Source organism: Lyngbya sp. CCY1209 (genome assembly GCF_035615495.1).
In the GTDB taxonomy this organism is placed as follows: Bacteria; Cyanobacteriota; Cyanobacteriia; order Cyanobacteriales; family Microcoleaceae; genus Limnospira.
The window spans coordinates 14,214-31,259 of record NZ_JAJENU010000441.1; the positions used below are offsets into that span (position 1 = coordinate 14,214).

15 protein-coding genes are annotated in these 17,046 nt (G+C 57.0%); 6 read left to right on the forward strand and 9 right to left on the reverse strand.

Annotated elements, in window-relative coordinates; translation table 11 throughout:
- Positions 1-53 precede the first annotated feature (53 nt).
- Complete coding sequence (cobJ, locus tag LKE08_RS13490) at positions 54-1,964, forward strand: precorrin-3B C(17)-methyltransferase (RefSeq protein ID WP_324704751.1); 1,911 nt, start codon at positions 54-56, stop codon at positions 1,962-1,964.
- Between the two features lie 248 nt (positions 1,965-2,212).
- Complete coding sequence (gene aqpZ, locus LKE08_RS13495; protein ID WP_324704752.1) at positions 2,213-2,968, forward strand: aquaporin Z; 756 nt, start codon at positions 2,213-2,215, stop codon at positions 2,966-2,968.
- Positions 2,969-2,973: 5 nt separating this feature from the next.
- Here aqpZ and prfC read toward each other — a convergent pair whose 3' ends face one another.
- The 5 genes from prfC to infC form a co-directional block, all read right to left on the reverse strand.
- Entirely contained in the window at positions 2,974-4,596 is a 1,623-nt protein-coding gene (gene prfC / locus LKE08_RS13500) for a peptide chain release factor 3 (protein ID WP_324704753.1), read from the reverse strand.
- A 156-nt stretch (positions 4,597-4,752) separates the two neighbouring features.
- Entirely contained in the window at positions 4,753-5,307 is a 555-nt protein-coding gene (locus LKE08_RS13505; RefSeq protein WP_324704754.1) for a hypothetical protein, read from the reverse strand.
- A gap of 178 nt (positions 5,308-5,485) precedes the next feature.
- Positions 5,486-5,959: a Crp/Fnr family transcriptional regulator gene (locus LKE08_RS13510; RefSeq protein ID WP_324704755.1), complete on the reverse strand. Its 474-nt coding sequence runs from the start codon at positions 5,957-5,959 to the stop codon at positions 5,486-5,488.
- Between the two features lie 41 nt (positions 5,960-6,000).
- Positions 6,001-9,039 (reverse strand): HEAT repeat domain-containing protein, encoded by a 3,039-nt coding sequence (locus LKE08_RS13515; protein WP_324704756.1) that lies wholly within the window; start codon positions 9,037-9,039, stop codon positions 6,001-6,003.
- A gap of 311 nt (positions 9,040-9,350) precedes the next feature.
- The gene (gene infC, locus LKE08_RS13520; RefSeq protein WP_324704757.1) at positions 9,351-9,893 is read right to left on the reverse strand and encodes a translation initiation factor IF-3; all 543 of its coding nucleotides are present in this window, start codon (positions 9,891-9,893) and stop codon (positions 9,351-9,353) included.
- Between the two features lie 171 nt (positions 9,894-10,064).
- On the opposite strand from infC, the gene LKE08_RS13525 reads away from it, so the two are divergent.
- On the forward strand, positions 10,065-10,985 hold the full coding sequence (locus tag LKE08_RS13525; RefSeq protein WP_324704758.1) for an alpha/beta fold hydrolase: 921 nt from the start codon (positions 10,065-10,067) through the stop codon (positions 10,983-10,985).
- 141 nt (positions 10,986-11,126) lie between these two features.
- On the forward strand, positions 11,127-12,206 hold the full coding sequence (locus LKE08_RS13530) for a DUF4419 domain-containing protein (protein WP_324704759.1): 1,080 nt from the start codon (positions 11,127-11,129) through the stop codon (positions 12,204-12,206).
- Positions 12,207-12,237: 31 nt separating this feature from the next.
- Here LKE08_RS13530 and LKE08_RS13535 read toward each other — a convergent pair whose 3' ends face one another.
- Positions 12,238-12,798 (reverse strand): 2'-5' RNA ligase family protein, encoded by a 561-nt coding sequence (locus LKE08_RS13535; RefSeq protein ID WP_324704760.1) that lies wholly within the window; start codon positions 12,796-12,798, stop codon positions 12,238-12,240.
- Between the two features lie 496 nt (positions 12,799-13,294).
- Positions 13,295-13,492, reverse strand: coding sequence for a hypothetical protein (locus LKE08_RS13540; protein ID WP_324704761.1), 198 nt, complete (start codon positions 13,490-13,492; stop codon positions 13,295-13,297).
- 85 nt (positions 13,493-13,577) lie between these two features.
- Here LKE08_RS13540 and cysH point away from each other — a divergent pair, with 85 nt between their 5' ends.
- A complete protein-coding gene (cysH, locus tag LKE08_RS13545) occupies positions 13,578-14,318 on the forward strand; it encodes a phosphoadenosine phosphosulfate reductase (protein WP_375341427.1) in 741 nt (246 codons plus the stop codon).
- A gap of 57 nt (positions 14,319-14,375) precedes the next feature.
- Here the strand turns inward: cysH and LKE08_RS13550 are convergent, their stop codons facing one another.
- Together LKE08_RS13550 and LKE08_RS13555 are read right to left on the reverse strand one after the other, a co-directional pair.
- Positions 14,376-14,513, reverse strand: a complete 138-nt coding sequence (locus LKE08_RS13550) for a hypothetical protein (RefSeq protein ID WP_324704763.1) — start codon at positions 14,511-14,513, stop codon at positions 14,376-14,378.
- Positions 14,514-14,671: 158 nt separating this feature from the next.
- Positions 14,672-16,360 (reverse strand): transglutaminase-like domain-containing protein, encoded by a 1,689-nt coding sequence (locus LKE08_RS13555; protein WP_324704764.1) that lies wholly within the window; start codon positions 16,358-16,360, stop codon positions 14,672-14,674.
- Between the two features lie 126 nt (positions 16,361-16,486).
- On the opposite strand from LKE08_RS13555, the gene LKE08_RS13560 reads away from it, so the two are divergent.
- On the forward strand, positions 16,487-16,810 hold the full coding sequence (locus LKE08_RS13560) for a hypothetical protein (protein ID WP_324704765.1): 324 nt from the start codon (positions 16,487-16,489) through the stop codon (positions 16,808-16,810).
- Positions 16,811-17,046 lie beyond the last annotated feature (236 nt).

Genomic DNA, 17,046 nt, shown 5'->3' on the forward strand with positions numbered 1-17,046 from the left:
TTTCTTCCCGGATTCAAACTGTTAATACACGACGCTCATTGCTATAAAATAAAATGTTGCAACAAACTCCCGAGTACCCGCAATTCCTCCAGCCGATGATTTTATCCCAGTTTAAAGCCTTCCACCCCCTGGCCGCGATCGCAACCACCCCCGAGGGCGCCAGACAACTGCAACCCCTCTGTCAGGCGTCGGGGGGAACCCTGTATGTACCGCCGACTTTGGCCGACCTGGGGGGAACCCGAGTTTACGAAGGCCCGATGCGGGAATTGCTCGGAGAACTGTGGCCGACCCACCGCGCTCTCGTCTTCTGTATGGCTTGCGGGGCGGTGGTTCGGCTGATCGCCCCCCTCCTCCAGGACAAATCGACGGACCCGGCGGTTGTAGTTCTCGACGCCCAAGGCCAGTTCGCGATCAGTTTGTGCGGCGGCCATCAGGGGGGGGCCGATCGCCTCACCCAACTCATCGCCCGCCAATTGGGGGCAACACCCGTCCTGACGGGGGCTTCGGCGAGTTCTGGACTGCCCGCCCTCGACCTGTTGGGAGTCCCCTTCGGCTGGCGTCGGGGAGAGGGGGACTGGACGGGGGTAAGCGCCGCGATCGCCCGGGGAGAACGGGTTCGGGTCGTTCAAACCGCCGGTTCGACCCTGTGGCGATCGGCCCTGCCCGAACATCACACTTTTGAGTTTATCAAAGCGGACAATATCCCTCCCGGGCCGACAGTTTGGATCGAAACCGGGCGCCGGGAGTTGTCCGATTTTCCGGCAGTGCGGTGGCATCCGCGAGTCCTGTGGGTGGGGGTGGGTTGCGAGCGCCGCACCCCCCGAGACGTCATCGAAACGGCCGTCGAAGCGGTCCTGCGGGAACGGAATTTGACCCCGGAGGCGATCGCCGGAATTGCTACCCTCGACCTGAAAGCGGACGAGGCGGGGTTGGTGGAACTGTGCCGCGATCGCGGTTGGCCCCTGTTGACCTTTTCGCCGTCAGAATTGCGATCGCTCGACGTCCCCAACCCGTCGGAAGTGGTAGACCGGGAAGTGGGGACTCCCAGCGTAGCCGAGGCGGCGGCACTGCGGGCAGCGGGGGCCGACAGCCTGCGGGTTCCCAAACAAGTCCACCGGGTCGAAACCGCCACTCCGGAGGGGGAAGAGCGGATCGGACAGGCGGTGACGGTGGCCGTGGCCGAGTCGGAACGGGAATTTACTGGACGGACGGGGGAACTGCGGCTCGTCGGCATCGGGCCGGGGGAGTTGTCCCAGATGACTCCGGCGGCCCAAACTGCCGTCGCGGGGGCGGATGCGGTCGTCGGTTACGGCCTGTATTTGGACTTGATTTCGCCCCTATTGCGATCGGGGCAAATCGTCGAATCCTTCCCCATCACCCGGGAACGCGATCGCGCGGAACGGGCCATCGACCTGGCCGGGTGGGGGCTGACGGTGGCGGTGGTGTCCTCCGGGGATTGCGGCATCTACGGCATGGCGGGGTTGGTTTTGGAAGTGCTGCGATCGCGGGGCTGGGACGGCCGGACTCCCAACGTGGAGGTACTCCCCGGCATTAGTGCCCTCCAGGCGACCGCCGCGAGGGTGGGAACCCCCCTGATGCACGATTTTTGCGCGATCAGCCTCAGCGACCTGCTCACGCCCTGGGAAGTCATCGAGAAGCGCCTGAAGGCCGCGGCGATGGCGGATTTTGCCTGCGCTTTGTACAACCCGCGATCGCGCACTCGCACCGAACAATTGGCTATTGCCCAGGGGATTTTCTTGCAGTACCGTTCCCCGGAAACCCCCGTCGCGATCGTGCGATCGGCCTACCGCCCCGACGAAGAAATCGCCCTCACCACCTTAGAAAAATTGCTGGAAACCCCGGTGGATATGCTGACGACGGTATTGATCGGCAATGGGAGCACCCGCTTTTATCAGAATTGGATGATCGCGCCGCGGGGGTATTTGAACAAAAGGGAAGAATAGGGGGAAATCGCCGCCCATTGTTTCGGAACTCGATATCAGTTGTCGGGATAGGAGACGGGGACACAGGGCGGAGGAGTGGGGCAATTCATGGTCAGAACTGGCGACTTTGTTCGGGCTACCCAACCCGGCGATCGGCATTAATACTCGGGCATTGATGTTAAAAACTTGTATAAAAAAAGGAGATTTTAAAAACAGGTGGTATCATGGCTACTCATCATCATTATGATTTCATGACATGAGGTCAAAAAATGCCACTCAATAAACGCTGCGCCGCCGAGTTTCTCGGCACATTTTGGCTGGTTTTCGGGGGCTGTGGCAGTGCCGTCCTCGCCGCCAGCTTTCCGGGGGACGATCCCACCAACCCCTTCGGAATCGCATTTGTGGGGGTCGCCCTAGCTTTCGGTTTGACCGTATTGACGATGGCTTACGCGATCGGCCACATCTCCGGTTGCCACCTCAACCCCGCCGTGTCCTTCGGGTTGTGGGCGGCGAAGCGGTTCCCGGGTTCCGATTTGCTACCTTATATGATCGCCCAGGTTTTGGGGGCGATCGTGGGGGCTGGCCTGGTGTTCGCGATCGCCAGCGGCCAGCCCGGTTTCGCCCTGACGGGTTCCAATCCCCTGGCAACCAACGGTTTCGGCACCCACTCTCCGGGGGGTTTTTCCCTCCTGTCCTGTCTGATTGCGGAAGTGGTCCTCACCTTCATGTTTTTGATGGTGATTTTGGGTGCGACGGATAGCCGTGCCCCCCAAGGTTTCGCCCCGATCGCGATCGGTTTGTCCCTCACCCTGATCCACCTGATCAGCATTCCCGTCACCAACACCTCCGTCAACCCCGCCCGCAGCACCGGACCGGCCCTGTTCGCCGGGGTGGAACTATTCAGCCAAGTGTGGCTATTTTGGGTCGCCCCGATTGTGGGTGCGATCGTGGCGGGATACGCCTACACCGCCCTTTTCACGGAAACTTCAGTTATCGAAACCCCGCTGACTCCCGACCCCAAATAAAGGGTTCATTCCGGCTCCTGTCCGGACACCACCGGGGCGGAATTTCTCAACTCCAATTCCGGGTGTTCCCCCTCCACCTGCCGACAATTCCACTCATTTTTAAACAGCAACACCGGGCGCCCCCAACTGTCCTTAACCGTGACGGTATTGAACAGGCGCCCGACTTTTTTCAGGGCATCCCATCCCCCCGCCACCCAGCGGGCGACGCTGTAGGGCAGCATATCCAGGCGGGTTTCTACTCCATATTCATTCTGCATCCGGAACTGCACGACTTCAAATTGTAACTGCCCCACCGCCGCCAAAATCGGGTCCCGCTTCGACTCATCCTGAGAGTACATGATCTGGATTGCCCCCTCTTCCCGCAGTTCGGAAATGCCTTTATTGAACTGTTTGAATTTGGAAGGGTTGGGATTTTTCAGGTAGGCGAACAGTTCCGGGGAAAAACAGGGAATCCCCTCGTATTCCAGCCGCTTGCCGTTGTAAATCGTATCGCCGATCGCGAATACCCCCGGATTGTTCAAACCGATCACGTCCCCCGGATAGGCATCGGCGATGGATTCCCGATCCTGGGCGAACAATTTTTGGGGGCGGGAGAGGCGGACGGTTTTCCCCGTCCGGGCGTGGCTGACGGTCATATCCTTCTCAAATCTACCCGTACACACCCGCACGAAAGCCACGCGATCGCGGTGTTTGGGGTCCATATTCGCCTGCAATTTAAACACGAATCCGGTAAATTCTGGATAATCCGGGGGAACATCTCCAATGGTGCTCTTGTGGGAACCCGGTTTGAGGGCGTATTCCAAAAACGCATCCAGGAATAATTGCACGCCGAAATTGGTCATGGCACTGCCGAAAAATACCGGTGTCATTTTGCCGCTATGCACGGCATCGAGATCCAAATCCGATCCCAATTCTTCCAACAGTTCCAGATCTTCTTTGAGTTGATAATAGAGATCCTGATCCAACAAGTCTTCGATGCGGGGGTCGCCCAATTCGAGTACCGTATCCAAAGCTTCTCGGGAGCCATGTTCGCTGCGTTCAAACAGGTGAATCTGCTTTTTGCGGCGATCGAAAACCCCCCGGAAGCGATCGCCCATACCGATGGGCCAATTCACCGCGTAGGTTTGCAACCCCAACTCCTTCTCAATTTCGTCCAGGAGTTCCAGGGGTTCGCGGCCGGGCCGGTCCATCTTATTCATGAAGGTAAAAATGGGCAGGCTCCGCAGCTTGCAGACCTCAAACAGCTTCCGTGTCTGCGGTTCGAGTCCCTTGGCGGCATCTTCGAGCATCACCGCATTGTCCGCCGCCGCCAGAGTCCGGTAGGTATCCTCGCTGAAATCTTGGTGTCCGGGGGTGTCGAGCAAGTTGATCTGTGCCCCCCGGTAGTCGAACTGCAACACCGTGGAGGTGATGGAAATCCCCCGCTGCTGCTCCATCGCCATCCAGTCCGATGTGGCGTGTCGCTGGGCTTTCCGCACTTTGACGGCGCCCGCTTCGTGAATGGCCCCCCCGTACAGCAGCAATTTTTCGGTGAGGGTGGTTTTCCCGGCGTCGGGGTGGGAGATGATGGCGAAGTTACGGCGTCGTTCGACTGCAACTTGTAACTCGTCCTTAATTTCGGTTGGCATAGGGTCGATCGATTTGGGGGACTTTTCGTGAATTACCCATTGCGGAGAACGGGTCTATCTATTTTATCACAGATTCTGCCCCGGCTTTAAAATTATGAGATACGGACGATCCCCCTAAATCCCCCTTTAAAAGGGGGACTTTAACGACCCGTTCCGTCAAACCAGTTGAGCCAATAAAATTCTAATAATGGCTTCCAATTCTTCGGTGACACGGTAAAGATTGAGTCCTTCACAGATCGATTTTGATCGACGATCTAGAATGCCAAATTGCCAAATATTACCCGTCGTCACCGCCCCCAAAATTTCCACCTGTGGGGAATCAGTCCACCGGTCGAGGGCGATCATTTCCGTCGCCAATTGGGTAAATCCTCGATTGATATCCGCTTGTTTGGCTTCGATAACGATTAAATTGTTATGGATAGAACGTAACAAGTAATCTAATTTTCCTTGCAGTTGATTGTCAACTTGAATGGAATATTCTATTCTTAACTTGGCGCGTGAATAGTGGATTAAGTCGGCAATAATGGGTGCGATCAGCATCTCCCGACGGGTTGCCTCATTCTCCAGATCGAGATAAGGTAGTATCTCCTCAATGCGTTTCTTTAAATCAGCGATTCGGTCTAATTCTCCCGAATATTGGGGTAAGGTTAGAAATGTTCGCTCCCAGGAGTAACCGAACTCGGCTGCCAAATCATCGGCTGCAAATCCCAACTCAAAATAATTGCTGAACGTATAAGAACGATCCGGATCGAGTAAGGGCTGACGAGTCATTGTTTGTCTGTCTGAAATTCATTTCATTGAGTCGGTGGTGGTGCGTTCCCCCCGATAATAGATGGCGCGGGGACGCACCCTAAAAATAGCCCGAGAAAAATTATTAATGATTAATTGTTTACCCTTTGGGCGATCGCACTTCTGCCAGGGACGGTTCGGGGGGGGTTTGGGTGTTAACCTGCTGGTTGAGTTCGCGAATCCGCCGGGACAGCAAGCGGATGATGTTCACCGCAATTCCGGGCGTCTCGTCGATCGCGTCATAAAGCTGCATTTGGGTCAGCATCAGGCACTCGCAGGGTTCGAGGGTGGTCACGGAGGCCGATCGCGGTTCGGCGTCGAACAGCGACATTTCCCCGAAGCAACTCTCCTTTTCCAGGCGGGCCAGAATCCGGTCGCCGTGGTGAACCTTCACCCGGCCCGAGACGACGATATAGAGCGATCGCCCCTCCTGTCCCTCGGTAAAAATATTGTGATCGGCGGGAAAAGACAACTCGTCCATCACAGATGCCAGACGCACCAAGAAATCGTCCCGCAACTCCTGAAAAATCGGGACTTTTCTGACAAATAGTAGCCGTTGGACGCTAGTTAGCATAGGAACAATTCAACCCCGGAAATAATATCGGTTTGATCCCTTCACTTGTTGATCCCCGTCGTTCCTCCAACTCCCAACTCCGCCATCAATTGTTCGACTTGGTGAACCACGAGGGGATCGCGATCGCTTTGCAGCATTGGCAACAATTCTACCAAAGCCTGCCGCGCCCCGACCCGCAGGTAGGCCAGCACCGCCTCCCGCACGAAGCCCTTGGGGTGGCGCAGACACATCAGCGCCTGTTCGGCCGTCAGGCTCCAGCGGGCGTCCCGGGCTTGGTGGAAGCAGCAGGCCAGGGTCCAGTCGGAGAGGAAGTGGCGCAACTCCAGCAGGTATCGCAGGCGATCGCTCGGTTCCATCGGCCGGTAGGCGGTCAGGGGGGAAAGATCCTCAACTTTTTGACGCAGGGAATGGTTGTCCAATACGCCGATCAGGGCGCGTTTGTGGGTAATATCCACGGTGTTGTCCAAAATTTCCAACCCCCGGGCGACGTTGCCCTGTTGGTGCGATCGCACGTTGAAGGCCGCCGCCTGAATCGACCCCAGAGAATAGAGGAACTTCATCAGCAGGAAACAGCGATCGACCGCATCGAATTCCAGATTCTGCACAGACCGACACAGGAGCTCCCGGGGGGTGGGATTGGGGGGAGGGGCATTTTCCCCGTCTTCGGCCGGCCGGGGTGTCCCGTCCCACCCGAAATCCAGCAGAGCGGCGTACAGTTGGCCGACGAACATCAACTCCTGCTCGATCAAGGTTTCCAGGCCATTGCGCCCGATCCGGTCCAGGGTTTGCTCGATCCCCGCCTCGTCCGGGATGCTCAGGAGGATACGGAGGATGTTGCGGCGGGTCGTCCCCCAGGAAATTAGCAGGTGGTCGATGAGGGCGTCCAGGGCCTCCGGCGTGGCGATTTCCCCCAGAGCCGTCCAGGCCTGCAGCCGTACCAGGTCAGACCGGTAGATATCCGTCGCCACGGTCATCAGCAGGGGGATCGCCTCGTTACCCAGGCGCACCAGGGCTTGGCGGGCGGCGTCCCGGGTGGAGCGGTAGGACATGGCCTTGAGGAGGGATTGGTAGTATTCCTCCATGTGGGTGGCCGCGATCGCTTCCAGGACCGCGCAGCGCACTCTCAGGGACTCATCCTGCAACAGGTCGTTGAGGTAGAGTCTCAGCCCTTGCAGGTAGTCGGCATCCCCCAGGGCGCGGACACCCATGACCCTTTCCCGCTCTTGGTTAGAGACGATCATGCGCCGGATGATGTTGGTGGCCGCGGCCTTCTGCTCGCGATCGCCCCGGCGCATGATCAGGGCCGCCGCCGTCCCCCGCACCACCGGATCGACCTGGGGTTGCAGGTAGGGCCGCAACTGTTCGACGTCGGGGCTCGACTCGGTGATCCAGATGTAGCGCAGAGCCAGGGCCAGCACTTCCGGGGGGAGGTTCTGGGCCGAGAGCGATCGGATCGCCTGCAAGTGTTCGGGGTTGGGGTAGTTGAGCATGATCTCCAGGGCTTGGTGCTGGAGCGCCGGCGGCAGGATATCCAGCAGCGGCACCAAGGTGTCCCCGACATTTTTCGGGTCCAGTTGGGTGAGCAGTTCGATGCAAGACCGCTTGTCCGCCTCCGGCGTGGACTGCTTGAGCTCCTCCACCACTGATCGCTTCAAACTCTTCATGTCGATGTCCGTCGTCCCCAGCCGGCCCCGCTCGGCGCTACGGACCAGCAGGCGGACGTACTGCGATCGGATCTTCCACACCACCCACAGCCAAACCAGGGCCAGCAGGATAATGGTGACGACGAAAATGAGGCTCTGCTGACTCCGAAATCCCATTTCCGAAGCGTGGGGCAAGATCCAGTACGTCACCCCCAGCAGGGCTAAAATTCCCACCCCGCTCAACCCCGTCGAGAGGGGTTCAAATACCCCGTTCACCAGGGTTTGAATGTCGCTGCGGATGTTTTCCGGCAGGGGTTGGAACAGCACCGCCCCCGTCGTCTCGATCAGGGTGTAGTGGAACAGTTCGTCCAAAAACCGCAGGATGAAAAAGCCGACGAAGACGCTGAATAAACCGGTGATCCCGCCGATGAGGGAAAATAACCCCAGACAGGCGATCGCGGCCGGCAGCACCGAGGCCGTCCCGAACACCCCGATTTTTTCCACCAGCCGCGAGGAGGCGAACCACTGAGTCGCCACCTGGAACGTACTCAGCACCCCCTCGAACACCCCCAGAAAACTGACGATCCCGCTGGCCCCGCCGGCGGCGCTGCGGTATTCCAGTTGGCTGAAAAATTGGAAGTCCACCATCACATAGAGGACTTCCGCCATCACGAAGAACACCACCAGGGGGATGACGTAACCCTGCAGGGGCCCTTTGAGGCTGCGGGTGCTGAATTCCGGCAGTTCGTCTTCCGGCGTCCACCGGGAGGAGTCCGGGAACGACTGTTCGTAGGTTTGGGACAGGTAAAATAATATACCCGCGCTCACCAACACCATCGCCCCCGAGACGAGGGTGACGTTGTTGAGTCCGACCACCTTCAGCAGCACGGGGAGGGAAAATCCGCTCACCACCCCCGCCACCAGGAAACCGCTGCTGATGATCGGATAGGTGCGCTTGATCTCGCGGATGTTGAAAAGCTGATTGGCCGTGATCGAGGTATTGAGGTCGTTGAGGAGGTAGCAGGCCTCCACCCACAGCCACATCAAAAATAGGGTCGCGAACTGCACGCTCAACCCCAAGATTTTGATGTTTTGCAGCCCCAGTCCGAACCGAAATAAAAATAGGGGGATTGCCATCAACAGCAAAATCACGACAATCACCCGCCGCAGGGGCAGGAAGGTTTGCAGCCGCGAGTAGACCACACCCAAACTCGACCCGATCCCGGCGCTGGCGATGTAAATCCAGGGCAGCTTGTCGGCCCCGTATTCGTCCAGAAATAAACCGACCGTACTCAGTTCCAGCCAGATCAGTCCGACGGATGAAAAAGTGTAGACGGCGAACATCAACAGCGTCCGCTCGACCTCTTCGGGGCGGAGATTCAACCCCCGCATCAACCCCAGTCCCACTGCCCCTGACTCGCCAATTCGCTTTTCCATGCCGTCTCGAGATCCCTCAGCACGTTCGATTCTTTACAATTATTGCAAGGTTCCAATTGGATTGGGAATCGGAACGGAACCGGAATCTCGGTTCGGCCAAACCTGTCCTTGCACCCATCACTCAGATCGAGTCCGCAAAAATAGTTTGGAGCCCAACTATTTTTGTCATTCGATCGTCAGAAATCCGTATGATAACTGATGATCCGAACTTGAGAGCAGCTCTCGGGCCCCCCGCCGAAAACGCGGGGCTTCCCATCTACCGGAGTTTGATCGTCAGTCGTGGGAACCGATCGCGCCCACAGGCGATCGGCTCAGGTCGTCGTCGTTTTTTTCGGGGACAACAGCATCATCATCGTTCGCCCCTCCTGTTTGGGGTACTGTTGAACCTCGGCTTGCTCCTCCAAGTCTACCGCCATGCGATTCAGGAGTTCCCGCGCCAGGTTGCTGTGCTGAATTTCCCGACCCCGAAACATGATCGTTGCTTTGACTTTATCTCCGGATTTGAGGAAGCGTTTCGCCTGATTCACGCGCACGTTGTAGTCGTGTTCGTCAATTTTGTAGCGCATCTTCACTTCCTTGACGTCGGCGGTGTGCTGCTTTTTACGGGCTTCCCGGGCCTTCCGTTCCTGTTCGTACTTGAACTTTCCGTAGTCCATGATCCGACAAACCGGCGGGTCGGCTTTGTCGCTCACCAGAACCAGGTCGAGTTCCTTCTCTTGGGCCAGTTTCATGGCATCCCGAGGGGTCATGATCCCGAGCTGACCCCCTTCGGTATCGATCAGGCGGATCTTCGGAAAGCGGATATTGTCGTTGATTTGGGGTAAGTTGCGGTTTTTTCTTTCTATCACAGGCATTACAGGCATTTTAAGTAAGGATGTCAGCAGTTTGTCATCTCAACGGGTGCTAATATTCCAACATTCTACTCACTCCGAATCGAAATGCGGTCGAGATTTAATCTAAACTCTAGAAACGCTAAGATCTCAGGGACAACTTGTAAAGTTATGTTGCACTCGGGGGTGAGTTGAATGGATGAGTCACACTGGTGCCGGCGGGTCGGCTCTCAGCGGAATTGGATCTGGCGGGGGTGGCGGATTCGCTACACATTCGAGCGATCGCCCGCCGAAAATCCCGCCGCATCCCCGCCACCGTTGATCTTTCTCCACGGGTTCGGCGCCTCCTTGGGTCACTGGCGGCATAATCTGCAAGTTCTCAGTCAATCCCATCCGGTGTATGCCCTGGACTTGTTGGGGTTCGGTGCCTCTGAAAAAGCGATCGCTCCCTACGACGTTTCCCTCTGGGTCGAGTTGGTGCGGGACTTTTGGGGGACTTTCGTCCGCCGTCCCGCCGTCTGGGTGGGAAACTCCATCGGTTCCCTCATCGCCCTGGCGGCGGTGGCTCGCCATCCCGAAACCGCAAAGGGTTTAGTCCTGATCAGTTTACCCGATCCGGCCGCCCAGGCGGATCTGCTGCCCCCCTGGATGGTCCCCGGGGTCGAGTTCGTCCAAGGTTTGGTCGCCTCTCCGATCATTTTACGCCCGTTATTCTATCTGGTCCGACGCCCATCCGTCATCCGCCGTTGGGTCGGGTTGGCGTACCATAATCCCGAGGCGGTCACGGACGAACTCGTGGATATTCTAGCAACCCCTCCCCGCGATCGCGGCGCGGCCCGAGCATTCTCGCGCTTATTTCGCATCATGGGCAGTTCCCAACTCGGGCCGGCCGTCCGCACCCTGTTCCCCCAAATCCAAGTTCCCATCTTGCTCCTGTGGGGAAAGCAAGACCGCCTCATCCCCCTCAAACTCGCCCAACCCCACAGATACCGAGAATACCACCCGAACCTGGAATTGGTCGAACTCGAAAATGCCGGCCACTGCCCCCACGACGAATGTCCGGATGTGGTGAATCGGAAAATGTTAGACTGGATTCACCGGATCGAGCCATTCTAAGTTTGCTGGCCTTCTCTCGGGTTGGGGGCATTTTAGACTCCTTCCATCTCCCCGACCCCCGACTTCCGACTCCGGCCACCGCAGATATTTGGGAGTTGGCGATCGGGATTCAATAGCAACAGTCAATCAGACAACTTAATTATGATTACATTGCCGGTGGATGCGGTCTCCAAGGCAACCGGGCAGATCGCCAGCACGACCACCCCGAAAAGGGCGATCAAACATTGGTTGAACATCGCCGTCGAATCCTGTTCGGAATTGGACGGAGAAGTCATCTCTTGTTCGTATCATCCCTTTGTCAATGCCTGCCATAAAGCCTATTCCCAACATTATCCCTTGCTCCTTTCCCCCGATATGTTTTGGCTGCTTTTCACTCAAGGTTTAGCCCATCATATCCACCTCAACTCGGAAGAAATGCGCCATTTATTTGCCGACAAAAAAACGGGAAAGCGACTCATCCAAGTCCGGAGAGATGATTTTGTGAAAGGCAGTCCAGAAAACCCCTGGGAGGAGGTTTTTTCCGAGTTTTCAGAGCAAATAAAAACCCTCATCGGCGAGGACAACCATCGCCATATCGTGGCTGAATTTAGCACGACGGGCAACATCGAGCGGGCGGCCGGAGAAATTGTGTTGATGGACGCTTTGCAGAGTTATTTTGACTATTCTTTGATGACGATGTGTGGCATTCCCGAAATCACCCTGGAAGGAGAGGTTGCCGATTGGGAGTCGCTCAGAGAGCGAGTCGCAGCCACGGGCGAAGTTTACGGTTTGCAGTGGTGGACTCGGCATTTGTTGCCGGTTCTCGATCGCATCGTCAACACCGCCAAAGGTCTTGACGAGTCCCTCCTGTGGCGGAACTTATACAAAATTGAGGACGGCAGTGGCGGGCCGTTTATTAGCGGTTGGATTGTTCAATGGTTTCCTTATTTGAGGAACCATGACGACAGCATCTATAAAAATCAGAGTTTTGAGGTAGAAGGAACACCGATCGCCGGTTTAAAAGATATCACGTTATCGGGCAGTTTGACTCATTCTCAATTTCCCAGTGGCTTATCCGTCGCCCCCTTTGAGTGGCTGTATTACAGCCGACAGTACGACATGGAATTCATCGCCGGCTTCACCTCCTATACCCAGGACCAAAACACTCTGGCATTGCGGCCGAAAATCGGCTGGGCGGTGCGGGAGAAGCCGACATTTGCCAATACCCCAATTTGCCTGTAGTGACGGAAAAAATTTCGGATCGCGATCGCGACTAATCCCCCTTTGCCAATGAAAAATCTCGATGAATTTCCCACCGGCGGCCGTCGTGACGCAGCAGCGTCAGGGTTTTTGCCTCAAATTCAAATGCGATCGCTCGCTCCCGAAATTCCGGCCAAGCCGCTCGAAAATTTTGCCCGGTCAAATCTTTAAACGCGACGGTCATATGGGGAGAAAACGCCCGTTTTTTTGACCGTTCATCGACAAGATTTAAAGTGTCTTCAAAATGGGCGGTCAACTGCTTGTGAATATCGAGGAGTTCCGGCGTTTTCAGGACATTGACATAGATGACGCGGGGCGGGAAAGCCCCGAAACCGGACAAGGTGACGGGGACAGGTTGCCGAGTCGCCGCGAATTGACTCAGGGCATTTTCCAGGGTTGCCAAGTCGTCCGCCAGCCACTTGAAGGGGGGTTGAAGGGTGACGTGGGGGGGAGATTTGAGGGCGTGGCGGCTGTCGTAGCGGGTGGCGAAGTCCTGTTTGATAGCCGTGACTTGCTCTTGAATGGCTTTCGGGGGGAGGAGGGCGACGAAAAACAGGGGTTGGGACGGTGACATGGCGATCGCTCGGCGTTGGCGTAGCTGCCCCTAAAAATAGCACAGTCCGAATCCCAGCGATCCAGACTGCGCCATGATCTGCCGGCGATTTTATGGGGGTGGTGCCGACGGTTTACTAAAAGTGTTATTTTTAGCAAACCATAGAAATGTGAAGATGTTGTGGAGAAATCGAAAATCGAGTTTTTTTCTTCCCAAAGATAGAGTACGGCCCGAATCCGGAGGACTCGGGCCGTACCGTTATAAACCGGCAATCTTATAAATTGGGTGCCGGCGGTTTACTAAAGAGCTTATTTTTAGCAAACCACGAAAAAGTGAAGATTTTGTGGAGAGAACCCCAAATTTGAAAAAAAATTCTCCCCTCCCACCACCCCGACGGTTGAGGGACGTGGCCAGTGTGGCGGGAATCTCCTCCCCGGAGCAGCGATCGCCCCTCTGAGAGTGGATTCCGGGGCGCTTCGGTTTCCCGGCCGAGGAACGGGAAGATTGCTGGTAGAATTTATCTGGATTGCAATTTCCCACTTTCTGAGGGTTCGGGTCCGACGCGCCCGATCGGAAAATGGAAATCGCGGCTCGAATCGCGGGTTCTGCCGGAGCCGCCATCGCGATCGCCCCCCGCACCGAGCCGGTGTCGGGGCCACCGCCAAGATTGAAAGAATGTCCACTTGATATCCACAACCACAGAAGCCGAAACCATGCAACATTTGAATCTCATCGATTCCAACTCCAAGGGACAACCTGCACCCATCCCGGCGGACGGCAACTGCTGCTGCGGCGATCGCATGGAGGAGGGCCTGGATCTCGATCGCGTCAACGCCCACCTCGAAAATGCGGACGCGACGGAAGTGGTGAAATGGGCGGCGGACACCTTCGGGTCAGGGTTGGTCATGAGCACCAGTTTCGGCATCCAATCCGCCGTAATGCTGCATTTAGTCACCCGAGTCGTCCCCGATATCCCCGTGATTTGGGTGGATACCGGCTACCTCCCCGCCGAAACCTACCGCTTCGCCGACGAATTGAGCGATCGCCTCAACCTCAACCTGAAAGTCTACCAGTCCCCCATCAGCCCCGCCCGCATGGAAGCCCTCTACGGCCGCCTGTGGGAACAAGATGACGTCGGAGCCCTCAACCGCTACGACCAGATCCGCAAAGTCGAACCCATGCAGCGGGCCCTGGGTGAATTGAATGCCACCGCATGGCTGGCGGGACTGCGGGCCGACCAGACCGCCCACCGCCAAACCCTCCGCCGCGTCGGTCGCCAGTCCGACCGCCACAAAGTCTATCCCATCCTCAACTGGCACTCCCGGGACGTCTACCAGTACCTCACCGCCCACGATCTGCCCTACCACCCCTATTTCGACCTCGGCTACACCACCGTCGGCGACTGGCACTCCAGCCGCCCCCTGATGGCCGGGGACGAGAGCGATCGCGACACCCGCTTCCGGGGCCTTAAACAGGAGTGCGGCCTGCACCTGCCCCAAACCGACGACGAAGCCAAGAGCCTCGATTCGAGCTCTTTGTAAACCGAACATCGGGAACGGAAAAAAAATTGATAATTGTCAATTATCAATTATCAATTATCACTTGCCCCGTCGCTCCTGTTCCCGGCGACGCCGATCGCGCCAATCGGCAACTGTCAGATAGCCCACGCCGCCCGTCACCAGCAGCAGCAGGGCGATCGCGGCCAGAAATAAAATGTTGAGGGTCGTAAACTCCATAGGTGTCTGATTGTCGCTGTTTGATCAGGGTTTGGCGATTTTTCGTCTCCCTTTTCTGCGGCCGAAGGCAGTTCGGCATGGCGAGGAAGGGGACTCCAAATCGCCCCGTCTTGACTCCATCCTGCTAACGCGAGGAGGTCGAGTGCGACGGACTTTGTTCAAATGGCCCGAAGTTCGTCCAAAATGGTAAACCGGACGTGGTTGATCGCCAGATTTCCCACCGAAATCTCCTCCTTGTTGAGGGGAACCCCGTTATTGGTCAGGCGTTGAAACTTGAGTCCGCGGCCGATCTCGACGTGGTACCACGCCAACCCCATGAAAAACCGCAGGGGATAGGGACCGCCGTCGCCGATATCGTCCGGGTTGGACTCCATCGGCACCCAACCGAAGCCGGGGATGTAGAATTCGAGCCAAACATGATTGTACTCCGGTTCCAGCGGCACGTTGCGGCGATCGGCGAAGGCGGGGCACTTGTAGCGGCCCACCGTGCGACAGGGGATCTCGTTGAGACGCCCCAAAGCCAGCAGCACCCCCACATATTCCCCGCAGGACCCGACCCCCCGCCGGAGCACCACGTCCGGGGGTTCAATTTTGGCAGTGAGGCTGTAGTCGAGGCGATCGTAAACGTAATTGCGGACGTTCAACAACTTGCGGAGGACGTTGGTTTCCGTCCCCACCGCATCCTCGGCGGCCTCCCGGACGACATAGGACTCCATCGCCAAATTGTCATTATCCACCAGATAGCGATCTTTAAACTCCAGTGGCAGGGGCGGCACCTGTTCCACGTCGAGGGGGTGGATCTGGTACTTGATGGCGTGCACCTCCAGCAGGGCTTTCCAGCCGAAAATCCGCCGTTCTTTGGAACTCAGGGGCTTGAACTTGAACACAGCCACCCGCTCCCCGTCTTCCACCTCTTCGGTGAAGGGAGTTCCGATATAGGAAATTTCCCGCACCTTCTGGCGGTGGGTTTCCGAGGGCAGGGCGATGCGCCATTCCACGTCCTCCAAATATACCTCGTCGAGGGGTTCGATCTCTTCGACGTAGGACATCTCGATCAAAAAGCCGTTGGAGGTGGCGTAGCGCTCTTTTTCGTTGTAGTGAAAGTAGAGGGGGTGGACGAAGGTGCGATCGCGCTTGGCCAGTTGAAACTGTTCCAGGGAGTTGGGGTCGTCCCGGATGAACAACTCGTCCCCCGCATAGGCGACGTAGAGCACCGTTTCCCCCGTCTGCGGGTCCGGGTAAAACGCCAGACCGCTGGGGGACTCAAAGGGGGTCAAAACGTTGAACCGCGTCTCTCCCGTGCCCCGTTCCAGGCAGTACACCGTCTGCTCCAACTTGTCGCAAACCCACAATTCCTCATCCCGGACCGTCAGATTTTCCTCCCCGATTCCCGGGGCGTAAAATCGGGTGATTTCGCGGCCCGTGCTGGCGCTGTAGACGAAAATATAACCCGCTTCCCGAGAACTCAGGTAAAGGGTGGAGTTCCAGACGGCAATGCCGTCTATTCTGTAGGGGAGGGACACAAAGTGCTGGGGGTCGATCGCGATCGCGTCTCCCTTGAAGGCATCCCGGCAGACGTACACGCTATCATCCCGGGTAAACCACAGCGTCCCCTCCCAAATGGCCAAACCGCTGGCGTCGGTAAATTCCGCCGTATGATAAGGATTGATGACAATGGTATTGTCCGTGCGGGGGTCGATCTGGAGCAGAAATCCCCGCAGCGAATCCACGGCGTACAGGGTCTGTCCGACAAACGTCAGGCCGTGGAGAGCCGAAACCCCCATCGGTCGAATGGTTCTGTGGATGGGCTGGCGATCGCGATCGGGAGCCGGTGAATTGAGAGTCATGCTGAATCTGATGGGTGATGGACTGAGATACGATCCCCCGCAGGCAAAAACCGGGGTTCGGACATTTTATAGCAATTGGCAGTCCGCTTTCAGCCATCAGCTTACAGTTATTAGGAGATTATCGCTATGGCTGGTTTGGCCGCAGAAATTATCACTCAATTGCAAAATTGGGTGCGTCCCCGCCAATTGGGCCGGGTCATCGCTTCGAGTGGGGGTTTTCCCTTGCCGAATACCGATGCAGACCTGCGATCGCCGGATGCTTCGTTTACCGAAAAACTGGGTTCAAATTGCATAAACTTCCTCAGAAGATCGGCGATTTTCTGGAAGCGGGGACTCAAATTGGTGTTTGAGTCGGAGGGGAATAAAGGGGGGCGATCGCCCGATCGTTATGGTTCGGACGACGATTATTTGTCAGCCCACGGCATTCAATTATCAGCGATCGGTCGATAAGGCTTCGGGAAGAACATCGGGGGCGTCAGTCGGCGATCGGGCAGTCCCCGCACCAGTCTCCAAGCCGGCGCCGTACCCGCCCGGTCAACATCGAGACCTTCGCGGACGAGGAGGGGTTTTAATGTCCGGACAGAAACATTAGATACAATGTAGCTATCTGTGCGATTCGTTTGGGAATGAAATAAGGCTGAAATGCCTGAAATAACCTCCCAGTAAGGCTTCCATCCCCTTGGATG

Coding starts and splice junctions, on each gene's coding strand:
- LKE08_RS13525 (WP_324704758.1), top strand. CDS start 10,065: ATGGATGAGTCACACTGGTGCCGGCGGGTCGGCTCTCAGCGGAATTGG.
- LKE08_RS13510 (WP_324704755.1), bottom strand. CDS start 5,959: ATGCTAACTAGCGTCCAACGGCTACTATTTGTCAGAAAAGTCCCGATT.
- LKE08_RS13560 (WP_324704765.1), top strand. CDS start 16,487: ATGGCTGGTTTGGCCGCAGAAATTATCACTCAATTGCAAAATTGGGTG.
- LKE08_RS13550 (WP_324704763.1), bottom strand. CDS start 14,513: ATGGAGTTTACGACCCTCAACATTTTATTTCTGGCCGCGATCGCCCTG.
- cysH (WP_375341427.1), top strand. CDS start 13,578: ATGGAGGAGGGCCTGGATCTCGATCGCGTCAACGCCCACCTCGAAAAT.
- LKE08_RS13515 (WP_324704756.1), bottom strand. CDS start 9,039: ATGGAAAAGCGAATTGGCGAGTCAGGGGCAGTGGGACTGGGGTTGATG.
- LKE08_RS13535 (WP_324704760.1), bottom strand. CDS start 12,798: ATGTCACCGTCCCAACCCCTGTTTTTCGTCGCCCTCCTCCCCCCGAAA.
- LKE08_RS13555 (WP_324704764.1), bottom strand. CDS start 16,360: ATGACTCTCAATTCACCGGCTCCCGATCGCGATCGCCAGCCCATCCAC.
- LKE08_RS13530 (WP_324704759.1), top strand. CDS start 11,127: ATGATTACATTGCCGGTGGATGCGGTCTCCAAGGCAACCGGGCAGATC.
- aqpZ (WP_324704752.1), top strand. CDS start 2,213: ATGCCACTCAATAAACGCTGCGCCGCCGAGTTTCTCGGCACATTTTGG.
- infC (WP_324704757.1), bottom strand. CDS start 9,893: ATGCCTGTGATAGAAAGAAAAAACCGCAACTTACCCCAAATCAACGAC.
- LKE08_RS13540 (WP_324704761.1), bottom strand. CDS start 13,492: ATGGTTTCGGCTTCTGTGGTTGTGGATATCAAGTGGACATTCTTTCAA.
- prfC (WP_324704753.1), bottom strand. CDS start 4,596: ATGCCAACCGAAATTAAGGACGAGTTACAAGTTGCAGTCGAACGACGC.
- cobJ (WP_324704751.1), top strand. CDS start 54: ATGTTGCAACAAACTCCCGAGTACCCGCAATTCCTCCAGCCGATGATT.